The sequence below is a fragment of the Janthinobacterium sp. BHSEK genome (genome assembly GCF_056174685.1).
The window spans coordinates 25020-45048 of the sequence record NZ_JBWBYV010000067.1 but is presented as its reverse complement, the minus strand read 5'-3'; the positions used below and the strand labels follow the sequence as shown (position 1 = coordinate 45048).

16 protein-coding genes and 1 pseudogene are annotated in these 20029 nt (G+C 65.6%); 10 read left to right on the top strand and 7 right to left on the bottom strand.

Annotation, left to right across the window (positions count from 1 at the left end; all coding sequences use genetic code 11):
* The 3 genes and pseudogenes from AC0V2Y_RS22495 to zigA form a co-directional block, all read right to left on the bottom strand.
* Nucleotides 1–616, bottom strand: a pseudogene (locus AC0V2Y_RS22495) (hypothetical protein); the annotation flags it as partial.
* On the bottom strand, nucleotides 613–1617 hold the full coding sequence (locus tag AC0V2Y_RS22490) for a CobW family GTP-binding protein (protein WP_475416011.1): 1005 nt from the start codon (nucleotides 1615–1617) through the stop codon (nucleotides 613–615). The pseudogene AC0V2Y_RS22495 and the gene AC0V2Y_RS22490, both read right to left, overlap by 4 nt.
* A 19-nt stretch (nucleotides 1618–1636) precedes the next feature.
* Nucleotides 1637–2863: a zinc metallochaperone GTPase ZigA gene (zigA, locus tag AC0V2Y_RS22485; RefSeq protein ID WP_475416012.1), complete on the bottom strand. Its 1227-nt coding sequence runs from the start codon at nucleotides 2861–2863 to the stop codon at nucleotides 1637–1639.
* 153 nt (nucleotides 2864–3016) lie between these two features.
* On the opposite strand from zigA, the gene AC0V2Y_RS22480 reads away from it, so the two are divergent.
* The 7 genes from AC0V2Y_RS22480 to AC0V2Y_RS22450 all read left to right on the top strand — a co-directional run bounded on the left by AC0V2Y_RS22480 (nucleotide 3017) and on the right by AC0V2Y_RS22450 (nucleotide 10443).
* Nucleotides 3017–3673 carry an ABC transporter ATP-binding protein gene (locus tag AC0V2Y_RS22480; protein ID WP_475416013.1) on the top strand — a complete coding sequence of 219 codons (657 nt, stop codon included), beginning with the start codon at nucleotides 3017–3019 and terminating at the stop codon, nucleotides 3671–3673.
* Complete coding sequence (locus tag AC0V2Y_RS22475; RefSeq protein ID WP_475416014.1) at nucleotides 3670–4866, top strand: ABC transporter permease; 1197 nt, start codon at nucleotides 3670–3672, stop codon at nucleotides 4864–4866. Before AC0V2Y_RS22480 ends, AC0V2Y_RS22475 begins: the two co-directional genes overlap by 4 nt.
* A gap of 10 nt (nucleotides 4867–4876) precedes the next feature.
* Nucleotides 4877–5344, top strand: coding sequence for a DUF3299 domain-containing protein (locus tag AC0V2Y_RS22470; protein ID WP_475416015.1), 468 nt, complete (start codon nucleotides 4877–4879; stop codon nucleotides 5342–5344).
* The gene (locus AC0V2Y_RS22465) at nucleotides 5341–5796 is read left to right on the top strand and encodes a TlpA family protein disulfide reductase (RefSeq protein WP_475416016.1); all 456 of its coding nucleotides are present in this window, start codon (nucleotides 5341–5343) and stop codon (nucleotides 5794–5796) included. Before AC0V2Y_RS22470 ends, AC0V2Y_RS22465 begins: the two co-directional genes overlap by 4 nt.
* Nucleotides 5797–5879: 83 nt before the next feature.
* Complete coding sequence (locus tag AC0V2Y_RS22460) at nucleotides 5880–7976, top strand: bifunctional 2',3'-cyclic-nucleotide 2'-phosphodiesterase/3'-nucleotidase (protein ID WP_475416017.1); 2097 nt, start codon at nucleotides 5880–5882, stop codon at nucleotides 7974–7976.
* Nucleotides 7977–8031: 55 nt separating this feature from the next.
* A complete protein-coding gene (locus AC0V2Y_RS22455; protein WP_475416018.1) occupies nucleotides 8032–8724 on the top strand; it encodes a tetratricopeptide repeat protein in 693 nt (230 codons plus the stop codon).
* Between the two features lie 282 nt (nucleotides 8725–9006).
* A complete protein-coding gene (locus AC0V2Y_RS22450; protein WP_475416019.1) occupies nucleotides 9007–10443 on the top strand; it encodes a catalase in 1437 nt (478 codons plus the stop codon).
* Between the two features lie 92 nt (nucleotides 10444–10535).
* Here the strand turns inward: AC0V2Y_RS22450 and AC0V2Y_RS22445 are convergent, their stop codons facing one another.
* A complete protein-coding gene (locus AC0V2Y_RS22445) occupies nucleotides 10536–10868 on the bottom strand; it encodes a hypothetical protein (RefSeq protein ID WP_475416020.1) in 333 nt (110 codons plus the stop codon).
* A gap of 159 nt (nucleotides 10869–11027) precedes the next feature.
* Nucleotides 11028–12206, bottom strand: a complete 1179-nt coding sequence (locus AC0V2Y_RS22440; protein WP_475416021.1) for a hypothetical protein — start codon at nucleotides 12204–12206, stop codon at nucleotides 11028–11030.
* Between the two features lie 291 nt (nucleotides 12207–12497).
* Here AC0V2Y_RS22440 and AC0V2Y_RS22435 point away from each other — a divergent pair, with 291 nt between their 5' ends.
* From AC0V2Y_RS22435 to AC0V2Y_RS22425, 3 genes are read left to right on the top strand one after another with little or no spacing between them, the layout of a single operon-like run.
* A complete protein-coding gene (locus AC0V2Y_RS22435) occupies nucleotides 12498–14513 on the top strand; it encodes a serine protein kinase (RefSeq protein WP_475416022.1) in 2016 nt (671 codons plus the stop codon).
* Between the two features lie 2 nt (nucleotides 14514–14515).
* Nucleotides 14516–15817, top strand: coding sequence for a DUF444 family protein (locus tag AC0V2Y_RS22430; protein WP_475416023.1), 1302 nt, complete (start codon nucleotides 14516–14518; stop codon nucleotides 15815–15817).
* The gene (locus tag AC0V2Y_RS22425) at nucleotides 15814–17331 is read left to right on the top strand and encodes a SpoVR family protein (RefSeq protein WP_475416024.1); all 1518 of its coding nucleotides are present in this window, start codon (nucleotides 15814–15816) and stop codon (nucleotides 17329–17331) included. Before AC0V2Y_RS22430 ends, AC0V2Y_RS22425 begins: the two co-directional genes overlap by 4 nt.
* A 58-nt stretch (nucleotides 17332–17389) precedes the next feature.
* Here the strand turns inward: AC0V2Y_RS22425 and AC0V2Y_RS22420 are convergent, their stop codons facing one another.
* Together AC0V2Y_RS22420 and AC0V2Y_RS22415 are read right to left on the bottom strand one after the other, a co-directional pair.
* Nucleotides 17390–18610 carry an SDR family oxidoreductase gene (locus tag AC0V2Y_RS22420; RefSeq protein ID WP_475416025.1) on the bottom strand — a complete coding sequence of 407 codons (1221 nt, stop codon included), beginning with the start codon at nucleotides 18608–18610 and terminating at the stop codon, nucleotides 17390–17392.
* Nucleotides 18610–19914 carry a nucleotide sugar dehydrogenase gene (locus tag AC0V2Y_RS22415; RefSeq protein WP_475416026.1) on the bottom strand — a complete coding sequence of 435 codons (1305 nt, stop codon included), beginning with the start codon at nucleotides 19912–19914 and terminating at the stop codon, nucleotides 18610–18612. Before AC0V2Y_RS22415 ends, AC0V2Y_RS22420 begins: the two co-directional genes overlap by 1 nt.
* Nucleotides 19915–20029 lie beyond the last annotated feature (115 nt).

Genomic DNA, 20029 nt, shown 5'->3' with positions numbered 1-20029 from the left:
TGGGATGCCATCGCCGAGAGCGTCGCCGAGGCGCAGCAGCTCGCACAGCCCGAGGATTTCGATTGTCTGCACCGTACGGCCACCGGCGCCGGAACGCGCGCACGACATCGATCTTGCCGGTGCGTATGACCTTTGCCGTGACCCAGCCATCGAAGGTATCCGTCACGCCCATGCCGCCCAGCGCCACGGCCGCGTAACCCCAGGCGGCCGCCTGCAGGGCCGTGTCGAACACGAGCGCGAACGGCATGCCGACGAGGATGGTGCCCAGCGGCCCGGAAGCGCCCCGCAGCCAGCGCGGCAGCAGCCGGCCCCGCACCTCGGACAGTTGTGCGCCGGCCAGTAGGCTGCGCGCATTCAGGGCGGATATCATCAGCAGCAAGGCGATGGGCAGCCATTCCAGCCAGCCGAACAGGTTTGGCGACGGCGTAAATTGCCGCGAAGCCAGCGCAGCGACGGCCACGATGGCCAGCACGGTGAGGCCATGGCCCAGCGCAAACAGCGCGCCCATCCAAGGCGTCCAGTGGGGATGCGCGGCCTGGTGGTCCGGTTCCAGGCCATGCCGCATGCCAAGCAGGAAGATCAGCGCCAGGGCGGGCAAGCCCGCTTCGACGCTCATGCCGCCACCTGGGCCGGGCTGGCTGACTTGACCACGCAACGGTCCAGGCCCCGGATCAGCATATCCTGCGGCAAGTCGCGGCCGATGAAGATGATCTTGCTGGCGCGCGTCTCATCCTCGCGCCACGGCGCGCCCAACTCCGAGCCCATCAGCATGTGCACGCCCTGGAAGACGGCGCGGCAATGCAGGTCGGCCGCGTACAAGATGCCCTTGTAGCGCATCAGCTGGCTGCCGAACAGTTGCACCACGGCATCGAGGAAATTTTCCACCTGCAGCAGATCGAGGGCTTGTGCCTGGTGGTAGACGAACGATTGCACGCCGTCGCCATGGCGGTGTCCCAATTCTCCGAGGAAATCCGGCTCCAGCTCGACGATGGCGTTCAGGTTGAAGCCGCGGATGTTCAGGATATCGCGCAGCGGCACATTGCCGAAGCGCACTTTCTGTATGCTGGCGCGGCCATTGATGGCGACCAGCCGCTGGCGCAGCGCGGCCAGTTCATCCTTGCCGACCAGGTCCGTCTTCGACAGCAGGATGCGGTCGGCAAAGCCCACCTGTTCCTGCGCTTCCTTGTGCGCCGTTAATTGCTGCTGCGCATGGCACGCATCGACCACCGTCAAAATGGCGTCCAGCATGTAAAACTCGCTGACGCTGGGCTCCGCAAAGAAGGTTTGCGCCACGGGGCCCGGCGCGGCCAGGCCCGTCGTTTCAATGATCACGTGATCGAAATCGATGCTGCCTGCCGCGCGCTTGGCGTGCAGCTCGCCCAGAATGCGGATCAGGTCGCCACGCACGCTGCAGCAGATGCAGCCATTGTTCATTTCCACGATCTGCTCGCCGCTGTCCTGCACCAGCAAGCCATGGTCGATGCTTTCGGCGGCGAATTCATTTTCGATCACGGCGATGCGCACGCCGTGGTCGCCCTGCAATATGCGCTTGAGCAAGGTCGTTTTCCCGCTGCCGAGAAAACCCGTGATGATGGTGACGGGGATCAGTTCTGTCATATTGCTTTCCTATCGATGGTTAATCTTCGAGTTCTTCCATCCGTTGCCATTGGGGAAACGGATCGGGCAGCTTGCGCCAGGCGGCCATGCCCTGGCGCGTTTCCGTGTAGTTGAGTTGACATTTCCTCAAGTCCGCCTCGATGGCCGCCTGGTCCATGTCCTGGCCGATGAAGACGAGCTCCTGGTAGCGGTCGCCGTACGTTTCGCTCCAGCCCGCCTTCACTTCCGCCAGCGATGCCGCATCCGTCGGCCAGCGCTCCTTCGGCACGGACGCCCACCACAGTCCCACGGGCTCGATATTCATCAGCTTGCCCGCGCCGGACAGGCTGGCCACCCACTCGGGGCGGCTGGCCAGCCAGAAATATCCCTTGCTGCGCACCACGCCCGGTATCGGCTGCGAAATATAGTCGTGCAAGCGCTGCGCGTGGAACGGTTCCTTGGCCCGGTAGACGAAGCTGCCGATGCCGTACGTTTCCGTCTCCGGCGTGTGGGTGCCGGCCAGCTCCTGCGCCCAGCCCGGCATGGCGGCCGCCTGCTCCAGATCGAACAAGTTCGTGCCCAGGATGGCGTCGAGCGGCACGATGGACTGGTTGGTTTCGATGATGCGCGCGCCGGGATTCAGGGCCTTGATGACGGCCAGCACGCGCAGGCGCTCGGCCGCATCGACCATGTCGACCTTGTTGAGGACGATGACATTGGCAAACTCGATCTGTTCCGTGAGCAAGTTGGCCAACTGGCGGTCGTCGCCCTCGCCCGCGATCTCGCCGCGCTGCTCCAGACTGTCTTCGCTGTGGAAATCGGCCAGCAGGTTGGCGCAGTCGACGACGGTGACCATGCAGTCGATGCGCGCCACGTCGTTCAGGCTGTCGCCGTGCTCGTCCTCGAAGTCGAAAGTGGCGGCCACGGGCATCGGCTCGCCCACGCCCGTCGATTCGATCAATAAGTAATCGAAGCGGTCTTCGGCCGCCAGGCGCCGCACTTCCAGCAACAGATCGTCACGCAGGGTGCAGCAGATGCAGCCGTTCGACATTTCCACGAGTTTTTCTTCCGTGCGCGACAGGGCCGCGCCGGCCGCCTCGGCGCTGTCTTTCACCAACGAAGCATCGATATTGACTTCGCTCATGTCGTTGACGATGACGGCCACGCGCTTGCCTTCGCGGTTACGCAGTATGTGGTTGAGCAAGGTGGTCTTGCCGGCGCCGAGAAAGCCGGACAGGACGGTGACGGGGAGTTTGCGCTGGGGCATGATGTTCCTTTGGATGGCGTGGATGAGGGGCAGCAAAAGCGTGGCAATGGACGCTGAATTCTCAAATGCAAGTCTATTGCGTTTTGAATTATAATGCAGCTCAGTTGCATTTGTGCGGCAATCTTTGCCCGCCGGCCACCCGAAAGACTATCCATGCTCCACCTTGCCTCACTGACGTACGGCTATGATCCAGCCCGCCCCGTGCTCGATATTGCCGCCTTTGATTTACCCGCCGGGCGCCACGCGCTGCTGCTGGGGCCGTCCGGCTCCGGCAAGTCGACCTTGCTGCATTTGCTGGCTGGCATCCTGGCGCCCCAGGGAGGACGCCTGGAAGTGGCGGGCACGTCCCTGCCCTGCCTCACGCCGCGCCAGCGCGACAGCTGGCGCGGCCGCACCGTAGGCTTGCTGCCCCAGCAACTGGCGCTGGTGCCCAGCTTGAACGTGCTCGATAATGTCTTGCTGCCCGCCTACGCCAGCGGCCAGCGGCCCGATCCGATCCGCGCCGCCATGCTGCTGGATCAATTGGGCCTGGCCGGCAAGCTGGCCGCCTACCCGCATGCCTTGAGCGGCGGCGAACGGCAGCGGGCCGCCATCGCACGCGCCGTCTTCCCGCGCCCAAGACTGATCCTGGTGGATGAGCCGACGGACAACCTCGACGACGAAGCCTGCGCCGCCGTCGTCACCCTGATGGCCGGCCAGGCCACGCAAGTTGGCGCCTCGCTGGTGATTGCCAGCCATGACGCGCGCGTGCTGGCGGCCTTGCCGGGCGCTGCCGTGCTGCGCCTGCCCCGCGCCAGGGTCGCCGCATGAACGCGGCCACGCTGGCCTGGCGCGCCGTGCGCCACAAGCCGCTGGCATCGAGCCTGAATCTGCTGCTGGTCGCCATCGGCATCGCGATGATGACCTTCATTCTCGGCGTCTCGACGCAGCTGGAAGAGCACGCCGAGCGCGACGCGCAGGGCATCGACCTGGTGGTGGGCGCGAAGGGTTCTCCGCTGCAACTGATCCTGTCGTCCGTGTACCACGCCGATATTCCGACCGGCAATATTCCCGAAAACGCGCTGGCGGCGCTGGCCGCGCAGCCGCTCATCAAATCGGCGATCCCGCTCGCGCTGGGCGACAACTTCCACGGCTTCCGCATCGCCGGCAGCACCACGGCGCTGCTCGATCATTACGGCGCGCGCCTGGCGCAAGGACAACTGTTCACGCAGCCGATGCAAGCCGTGTTCGGCGCCCGCGCCGCGCGCGAAACGGGCGCAACCCTGGGCGCCCGTTTCGCCGGCTCGCACGGTCTGGCGGCGGGCGGCGAACTGCACGCGCATGCGTCCTACACGGTGACGGGCATCCTGCGGCCCACGGGCACGGTGCTGGACCGGCTGATCCTCACGCCCGTCGCCTCCGTGTGGCAAGTGCATGAAACGGATCCCGACGAGCAGCCTGCCGTGCCAACGGCTGCGCCCGGGCGCGAACTGACGGCCGTGCTGGTGCAATACGCCTCGCCGCTGGCCGCCGTCAGCCTGCCGCGCTGGGTGAATGGCCAGGCCCGGCTGCAGGCGGCCCAGCCCGCTTTCGAGGCGGCCCGACTGTTCAATCTGCTGGGCGTGGGCATCGCCGTGCTGCGGGCCATTGCCGCCGGCGTGCTGCTGGTGGCGGCCTTGTCGCTGTTCGTGGCGCTCTACGGCGCGCTGGAAGAACGCAGAATGGACCTGGCCATCCTGCGCACCCTGGGCGCCTCGCCCGCCAAACTGCTGCGGCTGCTGCTGGCGCAAGGCTTGCTGCTGTCATTGACGGGCGCGGCGCTGGGCTGGCTGCTGGGCCATGCAGCTGTCCGCTTGCTGGGCTGGCTGGAACCGATGCAGGACCTGCACCTGCAGGCCTGGCGCATCGCCCCTGGCGAAACCTGGCTTCCCGTGATCGCCGTCGCCGTGGGCCTGCTGGCCGCGGTCCTGCCCGCCCTGCGCGCCTACGGCACCGATATCGCCGCCACCCTGGCCCGCCCCTGAAAGGACAAACATGTTGAAAATCATGGCATTGGGCGCTTGCGCGCTGCTGGCAACAGGCGTGCAAGCCGCGCCCGCCGGCGAACCGCCCTCGTTCTTCGCCCCGTTGACGGACTTGCCCGGCGTCGTCTCGTGGAAACTGCTGGGCCAGGCCACCACCGTGAAAGCGAAAAAGGGCCGCATGGTGCCGCACTACACGCCGGAAATCAGCGCGCTCGACAATACAAACGTGAAAGTGCAAGGCTTCATGATGCCGTTGGAGCCGGGGCAAAAGCAGAAACACTTCCTGCTCACCGTCACCTCGGCCAGTTGCCCGTTTTGCCTGCCGGCCGGCCCGGAAGGCGTGGTGGAGATCAACAGCCGCACGCCCGTGAAATTCAGCTATGCGCCCTTCATCATGCAGGGCAAGCTGAAAGTGCTGGCCAGCGATCCCATGGGCCTGTACTACCGCATGACTGACGCGGCCGTGGTGCCGCCATGACGCGCTGGCCGGCGCTGCTCCTGTTGCTGGCCGGCCATGCAGCCGCCGCGCCGCTGGCCTTCGACCTGCCCCGCCTCGATGCGGGCGGCCAGCTAAGACTCAGCCAGTTCCAGGGCCGGGCCATGGTGCTGAACTTCTGGGCCAGCAACTGCCTGCCCTGTGTCCAGGAGTTGCCGATTCTCAATGCTCATGCCGCCAGCCAGCCGAAACTGCCCTTCGTCGGCATCGCCATCGATACGCGGACGGCCGCGCGGGCGTTTCTGCGGCGGCACCCGGCCAGCTATCGCCAAGCCCTGGGCTCGCCCGCCTTGCTTGTCACCTTTGGCAATCAAATCAAGGGCTTGCCGTATACAGTGATTCTAAACTCTCAACATCAGATCTGCACGCTGCGCCTGGGGCCCGTCAATGCGGCCTGGCTGGTCAGTGCCGTGGCCGCCTGCAGCGCCCCCTGATTCCATGCGCCTTGCACGGCTGTCATCGCAGCGTCATATGGCGGCGTTACAGTCGCGTCCTTTGAATCTTTCCGAGGGCGGTAATGAAAACAAATTGGGTCATGCTGGCGGCGCTGGCAAGTGCGGGGCTGGTCGGTTGCAACGGCAGTTCCAACACGGCGCCAGCCATTCCCGAGGGTACGACGGTCACCGTAGCATTGCTGGAAACCACCGATATCCACTCGAACGTGTTGAGCTACAACTATTACGCGCTGGCCGAAGACACGAGCCTGGGCCTGGAGCGCACGTCGACCCTGATCCAGGCGGCGCGCGCGGAAAACCCGAACAACGTCTTGCTCGACGATGGCGACGTCATCCAGGGCACCTTGCTGGCCGACCTGCAGGCCGTGGCCGCGCCCGTGCCCTGTTCCGGGACGCTGGCCGTGCACAAGGCCATGAACGCGCTGAAATACGACGCGGGCGGCATGGGCAACCATGAATTCAACTATGGCTTGCCTTACCTGAGCCAGATCACCAACACGGATTTCGGCATTCCCGGCGTGGCCAAGCCGACGGGGACCTGCGGCGCGCCCGCCTTCCCTTCCGTGCTGAGCAATGTCATCGGCGTGGCCAGCGGCAAGCCCATCTTCCAGCCCTACGCCCTGCTGCCCCGCGATTTCGCCGCCACGGCGCCCGACGGCAGCAAGCTGACCGTGAAAATCAATGTGGGCGTGCTGAGCTTTGTGCCGCCGCAAATCCTCGAATGGGACCAGAAAGTGCTCGCCGGCAAAGTCAGTGTGACGGGCGTGCAGGAAGCGGCCAAGCAATATGTGCCGGAATTGCGCAACAAGGGCGCCGACCTCGTCGTGGCCCTGTCGCATGGCGGCCTGGACACGAGCGCCTACAGCCCGAAGATGGAAAACGGCAGCTATCACTTGACCAGCACGGGCATCGACGCGCTGATGATCGGCCACTCGCACCTGATCTTCCCGAAAGGCAAAGAGACGGGCGCGGCCGCGCTGGACGCCTCGTTCGCCGCCTTTCCCGCCAGCGCGAAGATCGACGCCGTCAACGGCTTTGTGAACGGCGTGCCCACCGTCATGGCGCAAAGCTGGGGCCGCCGCCTGGGCATCATCAAGCTGACGCTGATGTATCAGGGCGGCAAGTGGGTGGTGCAGCCGGCCAGGACGACGGTGGAATCGCGCGGCTTCAAGTACACGGATGGCACGACCCTCGTGAAAGCCGACCCGGCCATCGCCCCGCTGGTGGCCACCGAGCACGCGGCCACCATCGCCTACGCCAAGCAGCCGCTGGGCATCAGCACGGATTTCGAGATGTCCGCCTACTTCGCGCTGGTGGGCGACGTCAGCGCCATCCAGCTGGTGAACCAGGCGCAGCTCGATTATGTGAAGAACTTCATCGCCACCAGCACGGATGCGACCTTGTCCAGCTACAAGAATATCCCCGTCATCTCGTGCAGCGCGCCATTCAAGGCGGGCCGCAACGGGCCGTCGGACTTCACGGACGTGGCCGCGGGCGCGACACCGGCCGCACCAATCGGCTTGCAGGTGCGCAATCCGGGCGACCTGTATTTATATAGCAATAACAACCTGCAAGCCGTGAAGATCAAGGGCGCGGACTTGAAGGCCTGGCTGGAAACGTCGGCCAGGCAATTCGCCCAGATCGACCCGAGCGCCACGACGGAGCAGGACCTGGTACCGTCGTATGGCACGATCTACAACTATGACGTGTTCTACGCGGAAAACAATGCCCTCACGTATCAGATCGACGTGACGAAAAAACCGGGCAGCCGCATCGTCAACCTCACGTACAAGGGTACGCCGGTGGCCGATGGCGATGATTTCATCGTCGCCACCAACGATTACCGCGCCGGCGGCGGCGGCGCCGTGCCGGGCATCGACGGCAGCAAGACCATCATCAAGTCGCCCGATGCGAACCAGGCCGTGGTCAGCAACTACCTGGCCTCGCTCAGCACCAAGGGCGGCAAGGTGACACTGGCGGCCAATGGCAGCGCGCGCAGCTGGAGCTTCGTCAAGACGGCCACGGCCGGCCCCGTGATCCTGCGCTCGGCGCCGGGCCGCCTGGCATTGGCGCAAGGCAGCGGCATCGCCAACGTGGCGGCCGAAGGCGGGCTCGACGCCAGCGGCTTCGCCAAGTACCGCATCGACCTGAGCAAATAAGGTCCATGGGCCGGGACTGCCGCAGTTCCGGCCTGTCTTGATGAAATGTATCCAGATGAAACACGCACTCTCCCTCCCCGCCGTCGTGCTGGCTAGCGTCCTGGCCGCCTGCCAGGCGTCACCGCCGCCCACGGCGGCCGAAATCGAAGCCGTGGCCATGCACGCGCGCCAGGCGGGCGACCGGCAGGCCGAACGCAAGGTACGCAGCTGGGCCGGCAAGGACATGCCCGTCGCCGAGCGCGAACTGGCGCTGATCTACCAGTCCCGTCCCGAGCGCCGCGCCGAGGCGCTGAGCCTGTTCGAACAGGCGGCCCGCGCCGGCGACACGGAAGCGGCGTTCGAGCTGGGCCAGATGCTGCGCGCGGCTACGCCTGCCCAAGCCTGGCTGTGGTACCGGCAAGCGGCGCAGCAAGGCCATGCGAAGGCGGCTCTGATGCTGGGCTTGCTGGCGGCGAATGGCGAAGGCGTGCCGCAAGATCCCGTCATAGCGGCGCACTGGCTGGCCAAGTCCAGCGAGCTGGGCAATCCACACGCCATGTTCCTGCTGTACAACGCCTATCGCGAAGGCCGCGGCGTGCCGCGCGACTTGGCCAAGGGCCGTGAGTTACTGGAAGAAGCGGCCCACCACGACTACCCGCCCGCCCTCCAGGAGCTGGCGATGACGGTGCAGGCCGACGACGCCCTGCGCGCGGGCCACCTGATGAAGGAAGCGACGGAGCACCGGCATAACAACTGGAACAAGTTCTAGGGCCTGGACAAAAGGCCAGTGGCGTGAGCGGTGCCCGCCTTTGTATACTTGCAACTTGCAAGCGTGCGGGAGCGCAAGCCATTCAGCGCTTATGATGCAAGTGCACCGCCTGAGCTTGCCCAGGCGGCGTGACATGCCGCCCTGCAAGAAAAGGTTTACACTAATTTGCATTTTAGAAATTTTACTCTGGACCAGCCCCGGTGAGTGTGCATTCAACCCAGCCAGTGTTTGAGTAGCGCCGGTGCGTCCATTGCTCTGCCTAGCCATGAAAGAAAGAGTCCAATGAAAAAGCTGACCACCGCCTTTGGCGCGCCTGTCGTCGACAACCAGAATATCCAGACGGCCGGCCCACGCGGCCCCGCCCTGCTGCAAGATGTCTGGTTCCTGGAAAAGCTGGCCCACTTCGACCGCGAAGTGATTCCCGAACGCCGCATGCATGCCAAGGGATCGGGCGCGCACGGCACGTTTACCGTCACGCACGACATCACGCGCTACACGCGCGCGAAGATCTTTGGCGCAGTGGGCAAGCAAACGCCCATGTTTGCACGCTTTTCCACGGTGGCCGGCGAACGGGGCGCGGCAGATGCGGAACGCGATATCCGCGGCTTCGCCCTGAAGTTCTATACCGAAGAAGGCAACTGGGACCTGGTCGGCAACAATACGCCCGTGTTTTTCATGCGCGACCCATTGAAATTTCCCGATCTGAACCATGCCATCAAGCGCGACCCGCGCACGGGCTTGCGCAGCGCCAACAGCAACTGGGATTTCTGGACCTCGCTGCCGGAAGCGCTGCACCAGGTGACGGTGGTGATGAGCGACCGTGGCTTGCCGCGCAGCTTCCGCCACATGCACGGCTTCGGCAGCCATACCTTCAGCTTCCTGAATGCGCAAAACGAGCGTTTCTGGGTCAAGTTCACGTTCAAAACCCAGCAAGGGATACAAAACCTGACGGATGCGGAAGCGGAGGAACTGGTCGGCAAGGACCGCGAAAGCTCGCACCGCGACCTGTATGACAGCATCGAAAACAAGGATTTCCCCCGCTGGACCCTGTACGTGCAGATCATGCCGGAAAAAGAGGCAGGCACGTATCACCTCAACCCCTTCGACCTGTCGAAAGTGTGGCCGCACGGCGACTATCCGCTGATCGAAGTGGGCGTGCTGGAACTGAACCGCAATGCGGACAACCATTTCGCGGAAGTGGAACAGGCGGCCTTCAACCCGGCCAACGTGGTGCCGGGCATCAGTTTTTCGCCGGACAAGATGCTGCAAGGCCGGCTGTTTTCGTATGGCGACGCGCAGCGTTACCGCCTCGGCGTCAACCACAGCCATATTCCCGTCAATGCGCCGAAATGCCCGTTCCACAGCTATCACCGCGACGGCCAGATGCGCGTCGACGGCAACCAGGGCGGCACCCTGGGCTATGAACCGAACAGCGCGCAGGAATGGGCCGAGCAACCCGATTTCCGCGAGCCGCCATTGAGCATCGAGGGCGCGGCCGACCACTGGAACCACAGGGTTGACGAGGATTACTATTCGCAGCCGCGCGCCCTGTTCCGCCTGATGACCGCGGCGCAGCAGCAAGCCTTGTTCGACAACACGGCGCGCGCCATCTCGGGCGCCTCGGAGCAAGTCAAGCAACGCCACATCGGCAACTGCACCCTGTGCGACCCCGCCTATGGCGCGGGCGTGGCCGAAGCGATAGCCCGCCTGAGCAAATAAGGCAGGCCGCAAGACTGCGTGGAGGGCCTGGCAACAGGCCTTCCACGCAATACTTTCTGGCAGGCATACCAGCCGGCAGGCCCGCTTGCGGCCTACCAGCGCTGGATATCGATCTGGCCCGTGATGCTGGTTTCCACCGGATAGCCCTCAATCTGCAACGGTACGCGCCGCTTGACGGACGAGTCGCGCAGATACACGACGAGCGCCTCCTTGCCCACGGCCGTCTGCCCCAGGCTGACGCCTTCCACGCCGTCGATGGCCATCAGCGCCCGCTCATTGCGCCGTCGTGCCGCTTCCAGGCGGCCGTGCGGCGCGGCAGGCGCGTACTGCCCCACGCCCTGTCCAGTAGCCTCATCCGGCAAATACGGCATGGCGGCGTCCTCGAAGACGGCATATGGCGATTGTGCGAATTTACTGTTTGACATGACACACCCTCCTGATGCATTCCATGATACACCCGGCCATCCTGCGCTGCAGCGCCCTTCGCCGGGCGCAAGCATGCGTGGCCACTACACCATCATCGTGCAAAAAGCGGCGTCAGGCAAGGCGGCGCGCCACCGCCTTGCCCGGTCCTGGCAGCGTGCTCAGGTGTACAAATTGATGTCGAGCGCCGCCACGACGCGCCGCATCTGGTTGGCGAACGTGATGTTGTTACCGCCCGCAAACAGCAGGCCGATGGGATTGCGCTGCTGGTTCCAGGTCCAGATGGACGAGCCGGAATCGCCGCCCGCGCTGAAGGCCCCGCTCACGCCCGTGATGGCGATCTGGTCCTGGAACAGCGCGATCCTGCCGCCGCCGTAATTGACGTTGATGGTGGCGCCCAGGCCCGTGATGCGGCCCTGCGTCAATTGCGTCGTGCGGCCGGACTTGCCGACCATCATGCCCAGCGCGGGCGCCACCAGCGCATTGCTGATGCGGAAATACGCGGGTACGCCGCCGCTCAGGTAGACCAGTTCGGGCCGCACGCGGTCTGGCCAGGCCCAGCCGGTGGCGCAATCGACATAATTGACGCCGCCGCTGAAATTGATGGGCACGAAGCGCTCGAGCACGGCCACCTGGTCTTGCGGGCAGCGGCCGCCGTCGACGGGGCCAGGCTGCACGATACAATCGTTGAACACGCCGCCATTGGAATTGGCCAGCACGTGATTATTGCTAAGAATCATCAAACGACCGTTGCGCGGCGCGCTGCGTCCCACGGCCAGGCAGCCGATGGTGCCGGCCGTGATGCGGAAATGCCCGACCGACACGCCGCCCGGCGCCGGGCGCAGGCGGAACCGGTGCGGCTGCGCATCGATCACGCCCGTGACGACAATATTCACGGGGACATGGTCGCTGGCCACGGCGCGCACGCCCATGGCGCCCACGATGGCAGCCTTGGCGCGGTCGACGGAGGTGGCTTCGGCCACGTACAGGGTCAGGGCCGGCAAGCCCGGCTCGCCGGACGAGCTGTCGCTGGCGCCCTCGCCCAGGCCGATGGACACGCCCTGGATATTGCCGCCGTCGCTGAAGGCATCGGCCGCGCGCACGCCGCCCGCCTGGGTGATACTTTGGCGCATGCCGTCTTCGATGCTGCGCTTGATTTCCAGCAATTCCATGCTGACGCCGCTCAAGGCGTCGGGCACGTCCGCGACGGATGCGCTCTCGATCGTATTGTCGTCTGCGCCGGGGACGGCGAATTGGCCGACGGCCTCTTCATCGTCCGCGCTTTGCCCCCTGCCGCTGCCGCCAGGCGGGGCGCTGAAACCATTCTCGTTGCCTGTCATCGTGTTCTCCTCGTGGGTCGCCGCAAACCACCAGTGTGGACGGCCCGCGCGGGCCGGTATTGATCTGGATTGAACCGCGCGGACGCATGGCCGCCCTGCGCCGCAGGAGACAGCAAAGGAAAAAATAGTTCCCTTGCCAAGGTTGAGCAAGATCAGGCGTGCGGCCGGAGTCGCCGCCGTATACTTGACTGACAGGCGGGAAGCGGGCCTGTTCCACGGCAGCAAGGCCGGCAAGGTTGGCAGGGTTGGCAACAATGCGGCAACGCCAGCAACGGTATGGATGGGAAAACAATGACGAGCCCTGGTACGACAAGCCACGACGAGGCTCCTGCGGGCGGACAGGCAGGCCACAGCGCCGCGGATGCCGGCGGCCCAGACGCAGGCCAGCATGCGGGTTTTGTGCACGGCATGGCGGCATGGGCGGAAAAGCACCGCATCAGCCCCTGGCGCGGCAGTTTTGCCGACTTCATCGAACAGATCCTGCCCGGCCGCGCCGCCTTGCTGACGCGCAGCGCGCACCAGTACCTGTGGGACATGATGCGCTGGAATGGCCAGACCGACGCCGCCGGGCGCTTCCGCTGCCGCCTGTTCGACGACGAACTGTTCGGCATCGACGAGGCGATCGACCGGGTCGCCGCCTACTTCAAGGCGGCCGCCGCCGGCTCCGAGGTGGGCCGGCGCATGCTGTTGCTGCTGGGCCCGCCGTCGGGCGGCAAGTCGACCATGGTGATCCTGCTCAAGCGGGGGCTGGAAGAGTACAGCCACAGCAGCGAAGGCGCGCTGTACGGCATCGCCGGCTGTCCCGTGCACGAATCGCCGCTGCATCTGGTGCCGCACAGCATGCGCGCCGATTTTCGCGCCAGCTATGATGCCGAACTGCATGGCGAACTGTGCCCCCATTGCCGCGCCCGCCTGGAAGAGCAGTACGCCGGCGACTTCCTGCGCATGCCCGTCGAACGCATCCACCTGTCCGAGGCGGGCCGCTGCGGCATCGGCACGTATGCGCCGCACGATCCCACGACGGCCGACCTGGCCGACCTCGTCGGTTCCGTCGACCTGTCGAAAGTGGCGCAATACGGCGACGAAGGCGACCCGCGCGCCTGGTCCTGGTCCGGCGCCGTGTATGCGGCCAGCCGCGGCATGCTGGAAATGATCGAAATCCTCAAGGTCAAGCGGGAATTCCTCTACCTGCTGCTGACCCTGACGCAGGAAAAGAATGTCAAGGTGTCGCGCTTTCCCCTGATATACCTCGATGAAACCATCCTCGCGCACACCAACCTGGCCGAATTTCGTAAATTCCTGCAAGAAAGCGAGAACGAGGCGCTGCTCGACCGCATGGTCATCGTGCAAGTGCCGTACACGCTCAATTACCGCGAAGAAGCGCGCATCTACCGCAAGCTGATCCAGGCGGCCGCGCCCGCCTTCCGCGACGTGCACCTCGATCCCCACGTGCTGCATGCGGCCGCCGTGTTTGCCATCCTGAGCCGCCTGCCCGAGGGCGACGACAAGGAAGCGGAACTGGTCAAGAAGCTGCGCGTGTATGCCAACGAGGACGTCGACGACCTGCAACCGGCCGACCTGCGCCGCCTGCGCGAGCGCGACAAGGCGCCCGACGAGGGCCTGTCGGGCGTGTCGCCCCGTTTCGTCATCAACGCCCTGTCGCACGCCATCATTTCCGCCCAGCGCAACAGCCTGTCGACCATGGACGTGCTGCTGGCCCTGAAGGACGGCATCGAAAGCGATGCGCGCATCGAGCCGCGGCGCAAGCGCAAATGGGTCGATTATCTGGTGCTCACGCGCAAGGATTTTTATAACCGCTGGGTCAAGGCCGACGTGCACAAGGCCTTGTTCGTGTCATTCGAGCAAGAAGCACAGGACTTGCTGAACAAATACCTCGATGAAGTCGAAGCCATGCTCGACAACCGCCAGATCCGCGATCCCATCACCAGCGAAGAGCGCCGTCCCGACGAGCGCTTCCTGCGCGCCGTGGAAGAAAAAATCCACATCAGCGATTCGGGCAAGCAGTCTTTCCGCCAAGAAGTGGTGCGCAAGGCCATGAGCGCCTTCAAGCGGGGCGAGGCGTTCGGCCTGGGCAGCCATGCCCAATTGCACGACGCCATCCAGCAATATCTGTTCGAACAGCGGCGCGACGTGCTGCGCCTGGTCGGCTCGGCCAAACGCCCCGACGACGACGTGCGGGCCAGGATCTCCGCCGTCGAGCAGCGCCTGGTCGACGAATACGGCTACGACGCCCATAGCGCGCGCGAAGCGCTCAACTACGTGACCACCTTGCTGGCGCAGGAATAGCCATGTCCGCCACGACCACGCCAGACAGCGGCAAGCAACAGGGTCCTCCGGTACGCGACGGCCCGACAGGCATGACTGGCACGGCAAGCACGGCTGGCACCACTGGCTGCAACGCCGCCACCGGCGCGGCAGCACCGGCGGGCGCCGCGCCTGCCCTGGCCCGGCCCTGGTATGCGCTGTTCTCGCGCGGCGCGCGCGACTGGCTGCGCCACAACCAGAAAGTGCGCGACGCCGTGCAGGCGCATTTGCCCGAGCTGATCGCCACGCCGGACCTGATCGGCGGACCGCAGCAGCGCACGGTGCAAGTGCCCCTGCGTCTGCTCGAACATGCGCGCTTCCGTCTGGCGCCCGCGCGCAACAGCGTGGGCGCGGGACAGGGCGACGGCCAGCCCGGCGATCTCCTGCGCGCGGCGCGCCCCGCCACGGACGGGGCCGGGGCGCAAGGCGAAGGCGGCAATGGCGAGGGCGCCGTGCGCCTGTTGCTGGAGTTTCCCATCGACGACATTCTCGACTGGCTGTGGGAGACCTTCGAGTTGCCGGACCTGAAACCGCGCCACCTGGGCGCCATCGACGAGGTGCGGCTCGTGCGTAGCGGACTGGACCGTCATGGCGCCCGTTCGCGGCTGGACCGTCGACGCACCGTCAAGGAAGCCATCAAGCGGCGCGCCTTGCAGGCGCGGCCCGTGCCGTTCACCAATGACGACTTGCGTTACCGCCAGGTGCTGCTACAGCCACGGCCCAGCGCGAATGCCATCGTGTTTTTCGTGCTGGACGTGTCGGCCAGCATGGCGCAGGCCGAGCGCAAGCTGGCCAAATCCTTCTTTTTCTTTGCCTTGCAGGGCTTGCGCCGCAGGTATGCGCGCGTGGAAACACGTTTTATCGCCCATACGACGCGGGCCTGGGAATTTTCCGAAGCCGAGTTCTTCCAGGTCAATGGCATGGGCGGCACCATGGCCTCCACCGCCTTTCGCCTGAGCCGCGAACTGCTGCAGGAACACTATGCGCCGGGCCGCTACAACGCCTACCTGTTCTATGCCTCCGATGGCGAGAATTTCAGCGAAGACCGGGCGGCGGCCAGCCTGGCCCTCGGTGAGCTGGCCGCCTTGCTCAACTACATGGGCTATGTGGAAACCGTGCCCGGCGTGCCGCGCAGCCTGGAAACGGAAATGCACAGCCTGTGCGCCGAGCAGGAAAGGCGGGGCTTGCCCTTGCACAGCAGCATCCTGAGCAGGAATGACGATATCTGGGCGGCCATCCGCACCTTTTTCCAGCACGAGGCGGCCGGTACGGAGGAAGCGGCATGACGCGGCATGACGCACAGGGCCACGGCAGCGCGCCAGACAAACCCGGCCTGGACGCCTACGCGGCGCGCATCGAAGCGCTGGCGCGGAAACTGGGCCTGGAATTTGCCCCCGTCGAGTTCGAACTGGTGCCGGACAGTTTCATGGCCGAGATCGCCATCTATGGTTTGCCCGTGCGCATGCGCCACTGGTCCTTCGGCGTGCGCTACATCCACCAGCTCGTGCATCAAAAGATGGGCAACTCGCACATGTTCGAAGTCATGTTTCCCGGCGACCCATGCCATGCCTACATGGCTGAACACAATTCCGTGGCGGAAAACACCCTCGTCACGGCCCACGTGCTGGGCCATGCCGACTTTGCCAGCCGCAATGCCCTGTTCCTGCGTTTCGGCGCCATGGCGGGCCAGCGCATCCTGGAACAAAGCGCGGCGCGGGCGCAGCGTCTCGAACTGGCGCTGCAGCGCCACGGGCAGGAACAGGTCGAGGCCGTGCTCGACGCGGCACTGGCGCTGGAACAGCACGTGGACATCCACGCCGAACTGCACCGCCCGCCGTATGCCGCGGCATCGGCGCCAGCCGGCGCGGCGGGCACGCCAGACAACGCCGCCGATGACGAACCTTTTGCCCGGCGCTGGCAGCGCCTGCCCGGCGAAGCGGCCGCGCTGGCGGCGCACGGGGCGGCCAGGGCGCGCCTGACCCAGCGCCCGCTCGTGCCGCCGCAAGCGGAGTACGACTTGCTGTGGTTCATCGCACAATACGGGCCGGAGCTGGCCGACTGGGAACGCGACATTTTCCTCGCCGTGCGCGAAGAGTCGTTTTACTTCTATCCCGTATATGCCTGCCAGATCATGAACGAAGGCTGGGCCTCGTACTGGCATGCGCGGCTGCTGCGCGAAGCCCACTTCCTGCCGCCGGCGCTGTATCTGTCCGCCATCAAGTCGCATTCGGACGTGGTGCGCCCTTACGCGGGCGAGCACCAGCAGGCGCTGGCCGTCAACCCCTATCATTTGGGCTTTTGCATGTGGGAACACATCATCGAGCGCGAAGGACTGGCGCGGGCGCGCCAGATCTGCCGCGACGACGACGACTGCAGTTTCATACGCAATTATCTGGACGCCGAACTGGCTGACCGCCTGGGCCTGTTCGTGCATGAAAGCCGCCTTGACGGCGAAACGCGCCTGGCCAGCCGCGACTTGACGGCCATCCGCGAAGCCATCCTGGCGCCCAAATATAACTATGGCGCGCCATGCGTGGCCGTCACCCTGCTCAACGACGACGGCAGCCTGGTGCTGCGCCACGATCACCAGCGCGACGGGCGCGGCCTCGATCTGGAGCGGGCCGAACAGGTGCTGGCGTATATCGCCCGCGTCTGGCGCCGCCCCGTCACCCTGCATACGGCCGATTTCCGGGGCACGCCGCGGGTCCTGCGCAGCAAGGCCGACGGCGTACCGGAGCCGCCCGCGCCGCCCACCCCGACAGCACCACCGGCACCGACGGCGGCGCCCGTCCGGCGCTAAGAGGCGGAACTTGCAGGCGGAACTTGCAGGCAAGACTTGCCGGCAGGATGGGCGCGATTCAGGCCCGGCCAGCCTGTGCCACATACCAGGCGATGGTCTGCCGCAAGCCTTGCGCCAGGTTGTGCGTGGGCACATAGCCGAGCAAGCGGGCCGCCTTGGCGATGTCCGCCTGCGAATGGCGTACGTCGCCGGCGCGAAACTCGCCGTAGTGCGGCGCCTGGGGCACGTGCTGCGGGCGCACGGCCAGCATCATCTGCTGCATGGTGGCGTGCAACTGGGTCAGGCTGGTGCGGGCGTTGACGGCCACGTTGTAGACCTGGTTGACGGCCGCCGGGTCGGTCCCGGTGGCGGCGAGGATATTGGCTTGCACGGCATTGTGCACGAAGCAAAAGTCGCGGCTGGTGGCGCCGTCGCCATGGATGCGCACGGCCTGATTGTCCAGCATGGCGGCGATCCAGCGGGGAATGACGGCCGCGTAGGCGCCCAGCGGGTCTTGTCTCGGACCGAAGACATTGAAGTAGCGCAGTCCCACCGTCTGCATGGTGTAGCAGCGCGCGTACACCTGCGCATACAGCTCGTTGACATATTTGCTCAAGGCATATGGCGACAGGGGCGCGCCGATGTGCTGCTCCACTTTCGGCAAGGCCGGATGGTCGCCATACGTGGCGCTCGAGGCCGCATACACGAAGCGCCGCACGCCCGCGTCGCGCGCGGCGGCCAGCATGTTCAGGAAGCCGCTGACATTGACGGCATGGCACAGCAGCGGGTCTTCCAGCGAACGCGAGACGGAACCGAGCGCCGCCTGGTGCAGCACGTAGTCGACGGCGACGGAGCCGCCCGGATCGGCACGGTTGCACGCGGCCCGGCTGCCGCCGGGGTCGCTGGCGCCGCCGCCACCGTCGGCCGTAGTTGTCCCGCCGCCGGCTTCACCGTCTGCCTCACCGTCGCCGTCGCCACCGCTGGCGGTCAGTACCGGCGTGCCGCACGCGCGCGCACACGCCTGCGGGTCGCGGATATCGCCTTCGATAAAGGTGAAGCGCCGCCATGCCGCTTCGCCCACGCTGGCGCGCACCTGCTCCAGGTTGTGGCGGTGGCCCGTCATGAAGTTGTCCAGGCCGCGCACTTCCTGGCCCAGGTTCAGCAAGGTTTCCAGCAGGTGCGAACCGATGAAGCCGGCCACGCCCGTCACCAGCCAGCGGCGCGGCGTTTGCGCCAGTTGCGCGCAGGCCCGGGCATACGCGCTGTCGCTGCCGGCGGGACCGATGGTAGCGGCCGCCATCACAGCCGCCACACGTGCAAGCCGCCGTCCTGCAGCGGACGGGGGTCGAAATGCGACTTGATGTCGATGAAGCAACCGTTTTCCAGCACCTTGGCCTGGAAGTCGGCCAGCGGGCGGGCCAGCAGGGCCTGGTGCGAGACGGCGCTGATGATGGCCTCGGCCTGCGGCAGCTGCTCCCAGCTTTCCAGCAATAGACCGTACTCTTCCAGCGCCTCGCGCCCATCGGCGACGGGGTCGTGCACGTGCACCTGCACACCGTATGATTGCAGCTCGTGGATCATGTCGACCACTTTCGAATTGCGCAGGTCCGGGCAGTTTTCCTTGAAGGTCAGGCCCAGCACGTTGACGTGCGAGCCTTTCAATTTGAAGCCGGCGCGCACCATTTCCTTGATGGTTTTTTCCGCCACGAACTTGGCCATGCCGTCGTTGATGCGGCGCCCGGCCAGGATCACGTGCGGGTGGTAACCGAGCATTTCCGCCTTGTGCGTCAAATAATAGGGGTCGACGCCGATGCAGTGGCCGCCCACGAGACCGGGACGGAACGGTAAAAAATTCCATTTCGTGCCCGCCGCCTGCAGCACCTCCAGCGTGTCGATGCCGATGCGGTCGAAGATGATGGCCAGCTCGTTCATCAACGCGATGTTCAGGTCGCGCTGCGTGTTTTCGATGACCTTGGCAGCCTCGGCCACCCTGATGCTCGAAGCCCGGTGCACGCCCGCCTCGACCACGCCTTCGTACAGGGCCGCCACCTTGTCCAGGGTGGCCGCGTCGTCGCCCGAGACCACCTTGCGGATGCTGTGCAGGGTGTGGTCCTTGTCGCCGGGATTGATGCGCTCGGGCGAAAAGCCTACGTGAAAGTCTTCCTTCCAGCGCAAGCCCGAATGCTGCTCGAGGATGGGGATGCAGATTTCCTCGGTGGCGCCCGGATACACGGTCGATTCGTAGATGACGACGGCGCCGCGCCGCATGTGGCGCCCGACGGCCGCGCTGGCGCCGGCCAGGGCCGAAAAATCGGGATTGTGCGCGCTGTCGACGGGCGTGGGCACGGCCACGACGATGAAATCGGCCAGTTGCAGCTCGGCCGGGTCGCAGCCCACGCTCAGCCATTGCGCCGCCAGCAGCTGTTCCGTGCTCACTTCGCCCGTCGGATCGATATGGCGCCGGTAGCTTTCCACCTTGCGGGCCGACAAGTCAAAGCCGACCGTGCGCTGGCGCATGCCGAACGCCACGGCCAGCTGCAAGCCCACATAGCCGAGCCCCACCACCGCCACCACGCCCGCCTTGTTATTCACCTTGCTGTCCATAGCCTGTGCTCCGAAGGGTTGCGGCCTGAGCATCGCCGTCCGGGAAATTCTACGGTTGCCGGTTCGGCCATTCTTGAGCGGGAACAAGAAACGCGGAGCGGCGGCCGGCAGGCGC

Bases quoted from the DNA above. Each gene is read 5' to 3' on its own strand.
- AC0V2Y_RS22490 (WP_475416011.1), bottom strand. From the start codon at position 1,617: ATGACAGAACTGATCCCCGTCACCATCATCACGGGTTTTCTCGGCAGC.
- zigA (WP_475416012.1), bottom strand. From the start codon at position 2,863: ATGCCCCAGCGCAAACTCCCCGTCACCGTCCTGTCCGGCTTTCTCGGC.
- AC0V2Y_RS22480 (WP_475416013.1), top strand. From the start codon at position 3,017: ATGCTCCACCTTGCCTCACTGACGTACGGCTATGATCCAGCCCGCCCC.
- AC0V2Y_RS22475 (WP_475416014.1), top strand. From the start codon at position 3,670: ATGAACGCGGCCACGCTGGCCTGGCGCGCCGTGCGCCACAAGCCGCTG.
- AC0V2Y_RS22470 (WP_475416015.1), top strand. From the start codon at position 4,877: ATGTTGAAAATCATGGCATTGGGCGCTTGCGCGCTGCTGGCAACAGGC.
- AC0V2Y_RS22465 (WP_475416016.1), top strand. From the start codon at position 5,341: ATGACGCGCTGGCCGGCGCTGCTCCTGTTGCTGGCCGGCCATGCAGCC.
- AC0V2Y_RS22460 (WP_475416017.1), top strand. From the start codon at position 5,880: ATGAAAACAAATTGGGTCATGCTGGCGGCGCTGGCAAGTGCGGGGCTG.
- AC0V2Y_RS22455 (WP_475416018.1), top strand. From the start codon at position 8,032: ATGAAACACGCACTCTCCCTCCCCGCCGTCGTGCTGGCTAGCGTCCTG.
- AC0V2Y_RS22450 (WP_475416019.1), top strand. From the start codon at position 9,007: ATGAAAAAGCTGACCACCGCCTTTGGCGCGCCTGTCGTCGACAACCAG.
- AC0V2Y_RS22445 (WP_475416020.1), bottom strand. From the start codon at position 10,868: ATGTCAAACAGTAAATTCGCACAATCGCCATATGCCGTCTTCGAGGAC.
- AC0V2Y_RS22440 (WP_475416021.1), bottom strand. From the start codon at position 12,206: ATGACAGGCAACGAGAATGGTTTCAGCGCCCCGCCTGGCGGCAGCGGC.
- AC0V2Y_RS22435 (WP_475416022.1), top strand. From the start codon at position 12,498: ATGACGAGCCCTGGTACGACAAGCCACGACGAGGCTCCTGCGGGCGGA.
- AC0V2Y_RS22430 (WP_475416023.1), top strand. From the start codon at position 14,516: ATGTCCGCCACGACCACGCCAGACAGCGGCAAGCAACAGGGTCCTCCG.
- AC0V2Y_RS22425 (WP_475416024.1), top strand. From the start codon at position 15,814: ATGACGCGGCATGACGCACAGGGCCACGGCAGCGCGCCAGACAAACCC.
- AC0V2Y_RS22420 (WP_475416025.1), bottom strand. From the start codon at position 18,610: ATGGCGGCCGCTACCATCGGTCCCGCCGGCAGCGACAGCGCGTATGCC.
- AC0V2Y_RS22415 (WP_475416026.1), bottom strand. From the start codon at position 19,914: ATGGACAGCAAGGTGAATAACAAGGCGGGCGTGGTGGCGGTGGTGGGG.